This window comes from Kribbella sp. NBC_00662 (assembly GCF_041430295.1).
Classification (GTDB): Bacteria; Actinomycetota; Actinomycetes; order Propionibacteriales; family Kribbellaceae; genus Kribbella.
Genome location: NZ_CP109029.1, coordinates 943,821 through 957,154 on the forward strand (window position 1 = coordinate 943,821; position 13,334 = coordinate 957,154).

14 protein-coding genes are annotated in these 13,334 nt (G+C 68.4%); 8 read left to right on the forward strand and 6 right to left on the reverse strand.

Annotated features, from left to right (window positions below):
* Positions 1 to 21: 21 nt before the first annotated feature.
* From OHA10_RS04785 to OHA10_RS04795, 3 genes are read left to right on the forward strand one after another with little or no spacing between them, the layout of a single operon-like run.
* A complete protein-coding gene (locus OHA10_RS04785) occupies positions 22 to 639 on the forward strand; it encodes an SIMPL domain-containing protein (protein WP_371404969.1) in 618 nt (205 codons plus the stop codon).
* A gap of 60 nt (positions 640 to 699) precedes the next feature.
* Positions 700 to 1,935, forward strand: a complete 1,236-nt coding sequence (locus tag OHA10_RS04790; RefSeq protein ID WP_371404970.1) for an Nramp family divalent metal transporter — start codon at positions 700 to 702, stop codon at positions 1,933 to 1,935.
* A 19-nt stretch (positions 1,936 to 1,954) separates the two neighbouring features.
* On the forward strand, positions 1,955 to 2,731 hold the full coding sequence (locus OHA10_RS04795) for a metallophosphoesterase (protein ID WP_371404971.1): 777 nt from the start codon (positions 1,955 to 1,957) through the stop codon (positions 2,729 to 2,731).
* Positions 2,732 to 2,769: 38 nt separating this feature from the next.
* On the opposite strand, the gene dmpI is transcribed toward OHA10_RS04795, so the two are convergent.
* Together dmpI and OHA10_RS04805 are read right to left on the reverse strand one after the other, a co-directional pair.
* Positions 2,770 to 3,033, reverse strand: a complete 264-nt coding sequence (dmpI, locus tag OHA10_RS04800) for a 4-oxalocrotonate tautomerase DmpI (RefSeq protein WP_371407900.1) — start codon at positions 3,031 to 3,033, stop codon at positions 2,770 to 2,772.
* Between the two features lie 3 nt (positions 3,034 to 3,036).
* Complete coding sequence (locus OHA10_RS04805; protein ID WP_371404972.1) at positions 3,037 to 3,906, reverse strand: LysR family transcriptional regulator; 870 nt, start codon at positions 3,904 to 3,906, stop codon at positions 3,037 to 3,039.
* A 70-nt stretch (positions 3,907 to 3,976) separates the two neighbouring features.
* Here OHA10_RS04805 and OHA10_RS04810 point away from each other — a divergent pair, with 70 nt between their 5' ends.
* Positions 3,977 to 4,339 (forward strand): DUF427 domain-containing protein, encoded by a 363-nt coding sequence (locus OHA10_RS04810; RefSeq protein ID WP_371404973.1) that lies wholly within the window; start codon positions 3,977 to 3,979, stop codon positions 4,337 to 4,339.
* On the opposite strand, the gene OHA10_RS04815 is transcribed toward OHA10_RS04810, so the two are convergent.
* Positions 4,326 to 5,093 carry an alpha/beta fold hydrolase gene (locus OHA10_RS04815; protein ID WP_371404974.1) on the reverse strand — a complete coding sequence of 256 codons (768 nt, stop codon included), beginning with the start codon at positions 5,091 to 5,093 and terminating at the stop codon, positions 4,326 to 4,328. The two genes, OHA10_RS04810 and OHA10_RS04815, sit on opposite strands and share 14 nt — an antisense overlap.
* Before the next feature lie 105 nt (positions 5,094 to 5,198).
* Between OHA10_RS04815 and OHA10_RS04820 the strand changes: the two genes are divergently transcribed.
* The 4 genes from OHA10_RS04820 to OHA10_RS04835 all read left to right on the forward strand — a co-directional run bounded on the left by OHA10_RS04820 (position 5,199) and on the right by OHA10_RS04835 (position 10,526).
* Complete coding sequence (locus OHA10_RS04820) at positions 5,199 to 5,981, forward strand: GNAT family N-acetyltransferase (RefSeq protein ID WP_371404975.1); 783 nt, start codon at positions 5,199 to 5,201, stop codon at positions 5,979 to 5,981.
* A complete protein-coding gene (locus OHA10_RS04825) occupies positions 5,978 to 6,511 on the forward strand; it encodes a kinase (protein ID WP_371404976.1) in 534 nt (177 codons plus the stop codon). Before OHA10_RS04820 ends, OHA10_RS04825 begins: the two co-directional genes overlap by 4 nt.
* A 2-nt stretch (positions 6,512 to 6,513) precedes the next feature.
* The gene (locus tag OHA10_RS04830) at positions 6,514 to 8,796 is read left to right on the forward strand and encodes a helicase-associated domain-containing protein (RefSeq protein WP_371404977.1); all 2,283 of its coding nucleotides are present in this window, start codon (positions 6,514 to 6,516) and stop codon (positions 8,794 to 8,796) included.
* An 89-nt stretch (positions 8,797 to 8,885) separates the two neighbouring features.
* On the forward strand, positions 8,886 to 10,526 hold the full coding sequence (locus OHA10_RS04835; protein ID WP_371404978.1) for a DNA repair helicase XPB: 1,641 nt from the start codon (positions 8,886 to 8,888) through the stop codon (positions 10,524 to 10,526).
* Between the two features lie 109 nt (positions 10,527 to 10,635).
* Here the strand turns inward: OHA10_RS04835 and OHA10_RS04840 are convergent, their stop codons facing one another.
* The 3 genes from OHA10_RS04840 to OHA10_RS04850 form a co-directional block, all read right to left on the reverse strand.
* Positions 10,636 to 11,493: a DUF559 domain-containing protein gene (locus OHA10_RS04840; protein ID WP_371404979.1), complete on the reverse strand. Its 858-nt coding sequence runs from the start codon at positions 11,491 to 11,493 to the stop codon at positions 10,636 to 10,638.
* A gap of 157 nt (positions 11,494 to 11,650) precedes the next feature.
* Positions 11,651 to 12,361, reverse strand: a complete 711-nt coding sequence (locus OHA10_RS04845) for a FadR/GntR family transcriptional regulator (protein WP_371404980.1) — start codon at positions 12,359 to 12,361, stop codon at positions 11,651 to 11,653.
* A gap of 27 nt (positions 12,362 to 12,388) precedes the next feature.
* Positions 12,389 to 13,324 (reverse strand): dihydrodipicolinate synthase family protein, encoded by a 936-nt coding sequence (locus OHA10_RS04850; protein WP_371404981.1) that lies wholly within the window; start codon positions 13,322 to 13,324, stop codon positions 12,389 to 12,391.
* Positions 13,325 to 13,334 lie beyond the last annotated feature (10 nt).

The following is a 13,334-nucleotide window of genomic DNA, read 5'->3' on the forward strand; positions in this document are numbered from 1 at the left end:
CCGCCTGTCAGACTGGCCGTCATGGACACAGGGGTGAGTGTTGTCGGGTCAGGGCAGGTCAGCGGGACGCCGGATGTGCTGCGGGCGACGTTCGGGGTGGAGGCGTTCGCACCGGACGTGGCGAGTGCGGTGGCGCGGGTCGGCGAGCTCACGGAGGCCGTGACCGCGGCGCTGCGTGGACGAGGAGTCCTGGAGTCACAGCTCGGCACGAGCGCCGTCAACGTGTTCCAGCACTACCGGGAGCCCGGTACGGACGTGGGGTTCCAGGCGTCACACATGATCCACGTCGAGACCAAGGACCTCACCGGGTTCGGCGCGCTGCTGAATGCGGCGGTCGATGCTGCAGGCAACAGCCTGACCCTGAACGGGCTGCAGTTCGACATCGAGGACAAGTCCGAGCTGCTCGTCCAGGCGCGGGAACTCGCTTTCCAGCAGGCGCGCACGAAGGCCGGGCACCTCGCCGCACTGGCCGGGTTCTCACTCGGATCGGTCACCGGTATCGCGGAGACCCAGAACGCATTCCCGATCCGCCGGGCCTACAACGCCGGCAAGGCCGCCGACCTCGGCGGGGCCATCAACGTCATACCAGGTGACAGCAGCGTCGAGGTCACCCTCGAGGTGCACTTCTCCTGGGCGTAAGTCGCGTCTCAAAACCAGAACAGGGGTTGCGTTGTCGGTGGCGTCGTACAGACTGCTCTCATGTACGCACCGGCGCCGCTCCGACGGCAACTGAGCCGGTCCGGGCTTCTGCTGCTCGGACCGGCCTTCGTTGCGGCCGTCGCGTACGTCGATCCGGGGAACTTCGCGACCAACATCGCGGCCGGCGCTACGTACGGTTACCTGCTCTGCTGGGTGGTCGTCGGCGCCAACCTGATGGCCGTCCTGGTGCAGTACCTTGCCGCCAAGGCAAGCATCGCCACCGGGCGGACCCTGCCGCAGCTGTGCCGTGACCACTTCCGGCGGTCGACGTCGACCGGGCTGTGGGCGCAGGCCGAGGTGGTGGCGATCGCGACCGACCTGGCCGAGGTCGTCGGCGGTGCCATCGCGCTGAACCTGCTGTTCAACATTCCCCTCCTGCTCGGCGGAGCGATCACCGGCGCCGTGTCCTTCGGCTTGCTGATCTACCAGTCCAAGCGCGGGCAACGCCCGTTCGAGGCAGCGATCATCGGTCTGCTCGCCGTCGTACTCATCGGCTTCGTCGTCTCGACAGCCAAGTCGGACCCGTCCGCGAGCGGCGTGGTCGGCGGCCTCGTCCCCCGCCTCGACGGCACCCAATCCCTCGTGCTCGCCGCCGGCATGCTCGGCGCAACCGTCATGCCGCACGCGATCTGGCTGCACGGCGCCCTCGTCACCGACCGCCATTGGAAGAGCATCCGCTCCCAGGAAGGCAAATCACGCGTACTGCGTGCCACCCGCCTGGACGTCGCGATCGCGATGGCGCTGGCCGGCGCGGTCAACCTGGCGATGGTCGTCCTGGCCGCGGCCGCGCTGAAGGGCACCGGCGCCGACTCGCTCGACGCGGCCCACATCGCGATCGGCGACCGTCTCGGCCAGCTTCCGGCCCTGTTGTTCGCGCTCGCCCTGCTGGCCAGCGGTTTCGCCTCCTCCTCGGTCGGGACGTACGCCGGTTCCGTGATCCTGGACGGCTTCTGGCGGCGCCATGTCCCGCTGGCGGTCCGCCGCCTGATCACGCTGATCCCGGCCCTGCTGGTGCTCGCGATCGGCATCGACCCCAGCCGCGCACTGGTCGTTTCGCAGGTCGTCCTGAGCTTCGGCATCCCCTGCGCGCTCTGGCCGTTGGTGAGATTGACCGCATCCCGGCGCGTCATGGGTAACCTTGTCAACCGCTGGGCGACTACTCTCGCGGCATGCCTGGTAGCGACCGCCGTCACGGCCCTCAACGTCGTACTGATCGTGCTGACCATTCGGGGATGACGTGACCCGGGTGTTCGCCGTGAGCGACATCCACGGCCACCTGGAGAAACTGACCGCCGCTCTGCACGACGCGGGCCTCACCGATGCCGATGGCAACTGGGCCGGCGAGGACGCCCGGCTGTGGTTCCTCGGCGACTTCTTCGACCGCGGCCCGGACGGCATCGGCGTACTGCGCCATGTCCGCAAGCTGATCGAGCAGGCGCCGGACGGCGCGATCCAGATGCTGCTCGGCAACCACGAGATCCTCGCGCTCGGGATGCGGAAGTTCGGCGACACGTTCGTCCCGCACGACGGCCTCACGCTGCGCAGCTTCGAGCGTTCCTGGGCCCTGAACGGCGGCCAGGACCGCGACCAGGAGCTGCTCACCGACGACGACACCGACTGGCTGCTCGACCGGCCGATGCTCGCACTCGACGCGGACCACCTGCTGATGCACTCCGACACCTCGGAGTACGTCGAGTGGGGCGACTCGCTCGACGCCATCAACGCCGCGGCGAGCGCCGAACTGCACTCCGACGACATCGAGGTGTGGTGGGAGATCTGGCGCCGGATGACGTCGCGGTATGCGTTCCGCGGTGACGGCGGGCCGGAGATCGCGCGCATCCTGCTGCAGCACCTCGGCGGTCGCCGGATCGTCCACGGCCACAGCATCGTCGCCGACCAGCTCGGCATCGACCCGCAGTTCCTGACCGACCCGCTCCTGTACGCCGACGGACTCGTGCTGGGCATCGACGGCGGCGCGTTCGACGGCGGACCGTGCCTGGTCGTCGAACTGGAAGAGCTCACCGCGGACTGAGGCGATCACCACCACGAGTGCCGCCGGCAGGACGTTCGCTACTTGTCGGCCGTGAGGGTGCCGCCGATGGCCCAGCTGTCCGGCGGGGTCTCCTGGATCCAGACCTGGACGCTCTCGGCCGGAACGCCGAGGCTGTCGACGAACGCGTCGGTGACCTTCTGGACGAGTTCGCGCTTGAGCTCCGGGGTCCGCGGGCCTTGCAGGACGGTGACGATGGGCATCTGATTCCCTTTCTCTGTGGGGTTCTGAGCCCATTCCAGCCGTCGTCGCCGCCGGGAACGAGACGCACATCCGATGTGCAGTCATCACTCGAACTGATGGGACGCCTTCCGGCAGGCTTCGAGCAGTACGGCGAGGTCGCCGCCGACCGTGGTGCCGGCGGGAACGGCGAGGCTCGTGGTCAACGCGAGCCGCGGCTTCGGCCGACGGAACGCGACCCGTCCTTCGCGGAGCAGCCGGGCGTGCGACTCGTAGATGACCGTCCAACTGAGGCTGCCTGCGCCGATCGCGGCGTGGGTGTCCTGGAGGCTGCTGGAGCGGGGGCCGAGGACGGGCTCGAAGCCAGCGGCGGCGCAGGCCGACATGACCAGGTCGACCAGCGGCGGATTGGTACGCCGTTGGGTGATGCGGAGGGGGAGGTCTCGGAGGTCTTTCAGCTCGACCTCGGGCTCCTCAGCGACCGCAGCCGGCAGGGCGATCAGCAAGTCGTCTTCCAAGACCGGGACGAACTCCAGGCCGGCTGCTTCGTCGAGGCCGCGGACGAAAGCCGCGTCGAGTTGGCCGCTGCGGACTCGGTCGAGTCTCGCGCGGGTCGAGGTGCTGACGAGGTCGACGTGCAGGTCCTGGGACGAGAGCTCCGCGACCACGGTCTCGAGGCGTTCTCCCAGACCGGTGCTGGTTCCCAGGCGGAGCGTTCTGGCCTCACCGGTTGCCGCGGCGCGGGCGGACTCCACCGAGGCGAGGACCGTGCGGGCTGCCGGGAGGAAGCGTTGGCCGGCTTCGGTGAGGCGGATGGCGCGGGCGGAGCGGTCGAAGAGGAGTACGTCGAGCTCGCGTTCGAGGCGGGCGATCTGCTGGCTCACGCCGGGCTGGCCGATGCCGAGCTGTTCGGCGGCGCGGCCGAAGTTCAGGACCTCGGCGACGGTCACGAAGTACTGGATCTGCCGTAGCTCCACGCTGAACATGATCTCCCCGGGAATGACCTCGCTGCGACCGGGGTTGTCAGCGGGTATGGCGGAGAAGACTGTGAAGATTCCCGGACCGGACCACCCGATCACCGTCGGGAAGAACCCGGACCGCGTGGTCGTGAAGGTCGGCGACCAGGTGATCGCGGACACGCACGAGGCGCTGTCGCTGCAGGAAGCGAACTATCCGGCGGTGCAGTACATCCCACGCAAGGACGTCGACCTCACGCTGCTCGAGCGGACCGACCACGCGTCGTACTGCCCCTACAAGGGCGACGCGGCGTACTACAGCGTCCTCCCCGCCGGGGCGGACGGGGTGAACGCGGTCTGGACCTACGAGCAGCCGTACGACGCGGTCGCGGACATCCGCGAGCACGTCGCGTTCTACCCCGACAAGGTGTCGATCGAGATCATCGCCGACTGACGAAGTCGGTGAGGACCGGAGCGAGCAGCTCCGGTGGTACGACGTGGTGGTGGCCCGCGAGCTCGACGAGTTCGGCCGCGGGCAGGATCGTCGCGATCCGATGCGCCGCGTCGACCATGAACGGCGCCGACGCCGTACCCGCGAGGACCAGCGTCTCCGGCTTGATGGTGCGCAGCAGATCGACCGGAGTACCGGTGCCGGCCAGGCCGTGTTCCATCACCGCGAAGTCGTAGCCGAGCGTCGGAGCGCGGTCGGCAAGACTCGGCGCGTACTCGAGCGCCTCCTGCTTCGGCATTCCCGTCATCATCAGGAACAGCTCGACGGCCTCCCGGTTCTGCCCCTCGCGGATCAGCTCGAGCACCTGCTCGCCGTCGTCCGACGGATCCACGTCGTCCGGCCCGTACGGCGGCTCGTGCAGCATGACGTGCGTGAACGGCAGCCCGGTGCTCGCTGCGACCGCTGCCAGTCCGGCGCCGGACGAGTGCCCGTAGATGGCCGCCGTACCGCCAAGAGCTGTGACCAGTGCGGCGATGTCGTCCACCTCGCGCTGCACGGCGTACGACGTACTGTCGCCGGAGTCACCGCGGCCGCGCCGGTCGTACGTCACGACGTCGAAGTCGCTGGCGAGTACGTCGGCCAGCGGCCGGAGCGACTGCCGGTCGCACAGCGCTCCCCCGGCCAGGACCAACGGGTGCCCGCTGCCCAGTCGGTCGTAGGCGATCGTCGTACCGTCCGCAGACGTCACTGTCTCCATGCTGTCCCTCCAGTTCGGCGTTGACGACTGTGACGTCGGAGCCGAGTTGCAGCTTTCGACATATCTGTTGGCGGTTGACCGGCCTGAGTGATTCACTGCGTTCCGATGATCACCAGAGTCGACACCTACCTCCATAGCGTCCCGCTGTCCGGCGCGGTTGCCGAGCAGGTGGGACCGTTCACCTTGTTCCGCAGTACGACGATCTGGCCGTACTACGCGCGCCCGGTGCCGGGATCCGGCGCCGAGATCAAGCCGGACGACGTCGAGCTCGTGCGGGCGCGGTGTGCCGAACTGGAGATCCCGCTGAGCTTCGAGTGGGTCGTGGACACCTGTCCGTCGCTCGGACCGGCTGCGGCTGCGGCGGGCCTGACCGTGGTCGAGCACCCGTTGCTGGTGCTGGAGCGTGACGACTTCCAACCTGTCGTGGCTGACGCCCGCGTGGAGATCCTGTCCGCGGACGAGGAGCAGGTCCGGCAGGCTCGTGCGGTCGCCAACCTGGCGTTCAGCGACCCAGGTACCGCGGTCGGCGCCGCTGGACCGGCGGAACGGGATGCGGCCGCGGCCGCGACACGGGACGAACTGGTGGCGGCGCTGCGAGACCGCGCTCTCCGAGGTGTCTCGGTGAGCGCCGGAGCCTTCACCGAGGACGGCATGGTGGCCAGCGGAACGCATCAGCCGGTCGACTCCACCACGGAGATCGTCGGCGTCGGCACACTCCCGTCCATGCGCCGCCGCGGCCTGGGAGCGGCCGTCACGTCGGCGCTGGTCGAGCACGCTCTCTCGCACGGCGTGGACCTCGTACTCCTCTCAGCCGAGTCGGACGCGGTAGCGGCCGTCTACGAACGCGTCGGCTTCCACCGGATCGGGAGCGCCGGAGCAGCAGAGTGACCGGCAGCCCGACCACGCGCCTCGTCGTACTGCGCGGGAACTCGGGCTCCGGCAAATCCACCACCGCGAAAGCACTGCGTGAACGCCTCGGCCGCGGCACGGCCTGGGTCGAGCAGGACCATGTCCGGCGGATCCTGCTCCGCGAACACGACCTCCCGGGCGGCGTGAACATCGGACTGATCGATCTGAACGCCCGCTACGCGCTGGACCACGGGTACGACGTGGTGCTCGAGGGCATCATGAACTCCGGCCGCTACGGCGACATGCTCCGCCGACTGACAGCTGACCACCGTGGGACGACGCTGCACTACTACTTCGACATCCCGTTCGAGGAGACCGCCGTACGTCATGCCACCCGGGAGCTGGCCGGCGCGTTCAGTGTCGAGGCGATGCGGGAGTGGTACCGCGAGCGAGACCTGCTGGACGGCGTCAAGCAGACCGTGATCGGTCCGGAGAGCTCACTCGACCGAACTGTGGGTCAGATCCTGACCGACCTTGGGGTGGAGTGCGGCGGGGCCGTACCGTTGTAGGGATGAGCACTACCGAGCCGACCCGCCCCCGTACCCTCGCCGAGGCGCTGCGGACGTGGGACGACGCCGGGCTCGGTGAGCTGCTGCGGCGGCGGCCCGATCTGGCGCTGCCGATTCCTGCGGACACCGGGCAGCTGGCAGCGCGGGCGACGAGCAACGCGTCGGCTGCGCGGGCAGTCAACCGCCTCGACGAGTTCGGTGTGGACCTGCTGGAGTCGCTGTCCGCCCTGCCCGAGCCGGTCGACCTGGAAGCGCTGGCGCGGGGTGTGGATCAGCCGGTGGAGGTGGTCCGGCCGCGGGTGACCGAGTTGCTGGACCTCGCGCTGGTGTGGGGTACCGAGGACGACCTGCGGCCGATCCGCGCCGTACACGAACTGCTCGGGCCGACACCTGCGGGACTCGGACCGGTCACCACGCGGCACTTCGGTGATCTGGACAAGCTGATCGAGGAGGCTGGTCCGGATGCGAAGGCTGTGCTCGACAAGCTGACCTGGGGTCCGCCGACGGGTTCGGTGGAGAAGGCCGAGCGTCCGGTGACGATCGCCTCGGCACGTACGCCGGTCGAGCGGTTGCTGGCGCGCGGTCTCGTCGTACCGAAGGATCCGAACACCGTCGTACTGCCGCGACAGATCGGGCTGCACCTGCGCGGCGGACGCGTGCTGGCGTCGACCAGGCCGGTGCCACCGCCGTTGGACGGCAAGAAGGTGTCAGCCGCGATCGCCGACCGGGCTGCGGCGGGTGCCGCTCTGGACCTGGTGCGGCTGGTTGACCGAGCCCTGGAGCAGCTGGGGACGGAGCCGCCTCCCGTACTGCGGACTGGTGGCATCGGTGTCCGTGAGCTGCGCAATGTGGCCGGCAAGATCGGTGCGGAGGAGCAGAACACCGCAGCGGTGCTGGAGATCGCGTACGCCGCCGGACTCGTTGCTGCGGTGGAGGTTGGCACCAGCGAGCTGTGGTTGCCCACGGGTGCTTACGACGACTGGCTCGAGCTGGATCTGGCGCATCGGTGGGCCCAGCTGGTCATCGCCTGGTTCTCCGGGCTCAGGGCGATCGGGCTCATCGGCCGGCGGGACAGCGGCGCTGGCACGGCGGCTGCGCGAGAGCGGCTGATCAACGCGCTGGCGCCGGATCTGGAGCGGTTGCTGGCGCCGGAGATCCGCATACTCGCGCTGCAGGCGCTGGCCGGGGCTGGTGCCGGTACTGCGCCTGCTCCGGAGACCGTGGTGACGTGGGTCGCGTGGCATCGGCCTCGGCGCGGCGGTCAGTTCCGGGACGATCTGGTCGAGTGGAGCGTGTCTGAAGCGGCTCTGCTCGGGCTGACCGGGCTGGGTGCGTTGGCGAGTCATGCGCAACCGTTGCTGGGAGCTGAGCCGACTGCTGACGAGCTGGCCGAGGCGATCAACCCGTTGATGCCAGAGCCGGTGTCCGAGGTGCTGTTGCAGGCTGACCTGACTGCGATCGCGCCGGGTCCGCTGGTGCGGGTCGTGCAGGACGAGCTGTCCGCGATGGCTGATGTGGAATCAGATGGCGGTGCCGGCGTCTACCGGTTCAGTGAGAGCTCGGTGCGGCGCGCGTTCGACCTCGGACGTACTGCGGAGCAGTTGCACACGTGGTTGGTGGAGCATTCGCGTACTCCGGTGCCCCAGCCCCTCACGTACCTCATCGACGACGTTGCGCGACGGCACGGCGTACTGCGGCTCGGGACGGCGTCGACGTACCTGCGGTGTGATGACGAGAACGTTCTGACCCAGCTGCTCAACTCGAACCTGCCTGGTGTTCGCTTCCGCCGGTTGGCGCCGACCGTTGTGGTGTCACCGTCGCCGCCGGACATGGTGCTGGCCCGACTGCGCGACGCCGGCCTGGCGCCGCTGGCGGAGACGTTCGACGGGGCGCTCCATGTGACCGGTACGCCGCGACGTGGTGAGGCTCCGCGACGTCGTACCAGCCGGGACTTCAACGAGAGCGCGTTCGACCTGACCGACGACCAGGTGAAGGCAGTCATCGAGAAGGTCCGCGCCGGCGACCGCATCGCCGCCGAACGCCCCGGCGACCAGGGCCTGGTCGAACCAGCAGCCCCCGCCGAGACCATCGCCGTACTCACCAACGCCGCCGAGTCCCACAGCCGCACCTGGATCGCGTACGTCGACCACAACGGCACCTCGTCCGAGCGCATAGTAGAACCCGTCCGCGTAGCCGACGGCTGGCTGACCGCCTACGACGACACCACCGACAACCCCCGCACCTACGCGCTCCACCGGATCTCCGCCGCCCGAGCCGTCGAGTGACCGAACTACTGGTCGAGGTTGTGACCGTGGCTCTGTGAATTGACCGCTCAGGCACAATGGAAGGTCGGGGCGAGATTGAGGAGTAACGGGTGACAGACGGTCCACTGATCGTGCAGTCGGACAAGACGTTGTTGTTGGAGACCGCACATGCGGACGCCAACGAGTGTCGGAAGGCCATCGCGCCGTTCTCCGAGTTGGAGCGGGCGCCGGAGCATGTGCACACCTACCGGCTGACGCCGCTGGGGTTGTGGAACGCGCGGGCCGCCGGGCATGACGCGGAGCAGGTGATCGACGTACTGCTGCGCTACAGCCGCTACCCGGTCCCCCACTCGCTGCTGGTCGACATCGCCGAGACCCTGGATCGGTACGGGCGACTGCGGCTGGAGAAGCACCCGCAGCACGGACTGGTGCTGGTGACGACCGACCGGCCGGTGCTGGAGGAGGTGCTGCGCAGCAACAAGGTCAAGCCGATGCTGGGCGCACGCATCGACGACGACACCGTCCTGGTGCACCCGTCGGAGCGCGGCCACCTCAAGCAGACCCTGCTCAAGCTCGGCTGGCCCGCCGAGGACCTGGCTGGGTACGTCGACGGCGAGGCACACAAGATCGAGCTGGACCTGGACGGCTGGGAGATGCGTCCGTACCAGCAGCAGGCGGTCGACTCGTTCTGGCACGGCGGCTCCGGTGTCGTCGTACTGCCCTGTGGTGCCGGTAAGACGATCGTCGGCGCCGCCGCGATGGCGCAGGCGTCGGCGACCACGCTGATCCTCGTCACGAACACCGTGTCCGCACGGCAGTGGAAGGACGAGCTGCTCAAGCGCACCAGCCTGACCGAGGAGGAGATCGGCGAGTACTCCGGTGCGCGCAAGGAGATCCGGCCGGTCACGATCGCGACGTACCAGGTGATGACGACCCGCCGGAAGGGCGTCTACACCCACCTGGAGCTGTTCGACGCCCGCGACTGGGGCCTGATCGTGTACGACGAGGTGCACCTGCTGCCGGCGCCGATCTTCCGGATGACCGCGGACCTGCAGACTCGCCGCCGGATCGGTCTGACCGCGACGCTGGTCCGCGAGGACGGCCGCGAGGGCGACGTGTTCTCGCTGATCGGCCCGAAGCGGTACGACGCACCCTGGAAGGACATCGAGGCCCAGGGCTGGATCGCGCCGGCCGACTGCATCGAGGTGCGGGTCGATCTCGAGCAGACCGAGCGGTTCGTGTACGCGACCGCCGAGCCCGAGGACCGCTACCGCCTGGCCGCGTCAACGCCGGCGAAGTCCAGGCTGGTACGACGGATCGCCGAGCATCACGCGGGTGAGCCGCTGCTCGTCATCGGTCAGTACATCGACCAGCTGGACGAGCTGGGCGAACGGCTCGAGTGCCCGGTGATCAAGGGCGAGACGACGGTGAAGGAACGGCAGCGGCTGTTCCAGGCCTTCCGGACCGGTGAGATCAACCGGCTGGTGGTGTCGAAGGTCGCGAACTTCTCCATCGACCTCCCCGAGGCTTCGGTCGCCATCCAGGTCTCCGGCACCTTCGGCTCCCGTCAGGAAGAAGCGCAGCGCCTCGGCCGCGTCCTCCGCCCCAAGGGCGACGGCCGCACCGCCCGCTTCTACTCGATCGTCGCGAGAGACACCATCGACGCCGAGTTCGCCGCCCACCGCCAGCGTTTCCTAGCTGAGCAGGGCTATGCGTACACGATCGTCGACGCCGAAAACCTCTTCGCCTGAGATGTGCATCTCGACAGGAGATGTCGGCTGGAGCGCGTGATCGCCACGCTCACCACAGCGGACACCGGCCCAGATTTAAGGGACACCTCCTGTCGAGATGCAGGAATCCTCAGCCGAGCCGCTGCGCCAGAGCCGCACGAACGTTTGCCACCACCCAGGTGGGGTCGCCGATGATCTGCTCGTACGTGAACCGGAGCACCAGCCACCCGGCGGCGTTCAGCTCGTCATACCGGTAGCAGTCCGCGGCGAAATCCCGTCGGGAGCCATGGAACTCGAAGCCCTCAGCGTCGAGCGCCAACATGGCCCGTCGATGGCCCAGGTCCACTCGCGCCCGGAACCGGTGGCTCGTCACCAGGACCTGTGGCTCGAATCCTTCGATACCGGCCTCGATGAGGAGCGCCCTGAGCATCGATTCCAGGAAACTTCCGGCCAGTGGCGTCGCGGCGGTCGCTACCCGGCGGGCGTTCGGGCAGCCGGCGCCGCGCAGTGCGACGGCGCCGGCAATCAACTCCTCCACGTGCAGACGCCCGGTTGCAAGAGCCGCGTCGGCGACGGCGAGCCCTTCGGCGAACGGCAGCATGCGCGAACAGTCGAGGACTGTCCTCGACAGCGAGGTGATCCGCTCCCGGCGCTCGTCGGAACTGACTTCGGCCCAATGCAGCACAGCAGGTGGCCCTGGGCGTGGGCGACGATGCGGCGGCACCATCACATGAGGTTTCTCCGGAGCCACCAGAAGCGGTAGCCCCGAAGCAGCCGCCGCACTGACGTGAGAGAGAACGCTGTCGTACGCGAGCACGGTCGCAGTGTCGGCCGGCAGGCCGGGCAAGGCGTAGATGCCGGCCGCGATTCGCTGGATCTCGCCGCGCTCGAGAGCCTTGGAAACCGCGTGGCGAGATACCACCCTCACCAGGTCGGCGAAGGTAGCCCAACCACCCTGATACATCAGGAACTGGGCGACCGAAAGCATCCCAGGATGGTGCCTGATGTTGATGGACGGCGGCCTTGGTTCATCCACAGGCAACATCTCGACAGGAGGTGTCGACCTCCGGCGTCCGTCCGCACGCTCAGCCGACCGCCCGCTGTCTCACAGTGGGCGTAGACGTCCTGTCGAGATGCTGAAAGCCCTACTCACCCAGGCGGGTGTGGATGCCGTTGAAGTGGCTTTTCATCGAGTGGGCGTAGGTGTCGGGGTTGGCCGACTCGAGTGCGTTCAGGAGATCGCGGTGCCAGGCGGCGGCATCCGCGGGGGTGTAGCGGGCGCCGGGGAGGCGGGCGTCGACCTGGGCGAAGGTGCGCCAGAAGACCGACAGTAGGTCGATGACGAGGGCGTTGCCGAGGGGCTCGTAGAGCGCCTGGTGGAAGGCCCAGTCCTCGTCGGGGAAGTACTCGCCGTCGGCGGCCTTGGCTTCCATCCGCTGGACGATCGGCTCCAACGCGTCGTACCCGTACTGCTTGAAGTGTGCGACCACATCGTCGGCCAGGCCGACCTCGATGGCCTGGCGGACCTCCAGAACGTTCTGTACGTCGCGAAGGTCGCCGGCCATCGACTGGGACATGCGGAACGCGAGCCCGTCCTCCAGCGACTGCAGGTTCACCTCGCCGACATACGTCCCGTACCCGTGCCGGATCTCGATGATCCCGACGGCCTGCAGCGCCTTCATCGCCTCGCGCAACGGGTGCCGGCCCACGCCGAGCTGCGCCATCAGCTCCTGCTCGTTGGGCAGCGGGTCACCCGCCTTCAGTCCACGCTCCAGGATGTACGACTTCATCGCATCCCGGATGAAGGACTGGTTCCCTGCCGCACCACGTGCCCGGCTGAGCCCACCCGTTGTCACTGCCGGCCTCCCTTGGTCAGGAACCGCTCAGTGTAATCCGGCCCGGTCCAGCAGCGGCCGGACCGCGGCGATCTCCGTGTCGTTCAAAGGAATACAGGGGTACGCCGTCACCGGACTGTCGATCACGCCGAGCAGATGCAGTCCGGCCTTGAACGCACCCAGCGCGGCCGAGCTCGCACCCATCCGCGACCGGTCCGCGACGTTGATGATGTCGAACAGCCGGAACAGCCGATCCTGCTCTGCTCTTGCCGCCGCCGCATCACCTGCGACGGCCGCCTTGAACAGCCGCACGTAACCACCCGGGTCCACGTTCCCCAGACCGGGTACGACGCCGTCCACGCCGAAGGCGAGAGCGGAGTCGACCGTCACCTCGGAGCCAGTCATGATCGCGAAGTTCTCCAGCTGCTTCTCGCGGCGGGACAGCACCAGTTCGCGCAACGACGTCTCCTGGCCGGACGAGTCCTTCACTCCAGCAATCACCCCCTGCTCGCCCAAGGAGATCACGAGCGAGGCGGGGAGCTTCGTGCCTACTCGGGAGGGGATGTCGTAGGCGTAGAGCGGGGTGTCACCGGCCTGTGCGGCCAAGCGCGTGAAGTGGCGTTCGATCTCGGCCCGGTGCGTGGCAGCGTAGAACGGTGCAGTCGCGACCAGCGCGTCCACACCGGCCTTCAGAGCAGCGGAGACGTGTGCGGCGACCCGGCTGGTCGACGTGTCGATGATGCCGGCCAGCACCGGCACCTGTCCCCCCACCTCAGCCACGGTCGTCTCCAGGACGACCTGCCGCTGCTCGTCGGTCAGGAACGTGCCCTCACCGGAGGTACCGAGCACGAACACCCCGTTCACACCCCCGGCCAACTGGTACCGGATCAGCCGCGCCAGCGATGCGGTGTCGACGTCGTACGACGGGGTGAGCGGAGTGACGAGCGGCGGTACGACGCCGGTCAAACGGGCGGATGCGGTCAAGGGGTCTCCC

Coding starts and splice junctions, on each gene's coding strand:
- OHA10_RS04785 (WP_371404969.1), top strand. CDS start 22: ATGGACACAGGGGTGAGTGTTGTCGGGTCAGGGCAGGTCAGCGGGACG.
- OHA10_RS04790 (WP_371404970.1), top strand. CDS start 700: ATGTACGCACCGGCGCCGCTCCGACGGCAACTGAGCCGGTCCGGGCTT.
- OHA10_RS04815 (WP_371404974.1), bottom strand. CDS start 5,093: ATGGAGACAGTGACGTCTGCGGACGGTACGACGATCGCCTACGACCGA.
- OHA10_RS04820 (WP_371404975.1), top strand. CDS start 5,199: ATGATCACCAGAGTCGACACCTACCTCCATAGCGTCCCGCTGTCCGGC.
- OHA10_RS04830 (WP_371404977.1), top strand. CDS start 6,514: ATGAGCACTACCGAGCCGACCCGCCCCCGTACCCTCGCCGAGGCGCTG.
- OHA10_RS04840 (WP_371404979.1), bottom strand. CDS start 11,493: ATGCTTTCGGTCGCCCAGTTCCTGATGTATCAGGGTGGTTGGGCTACC.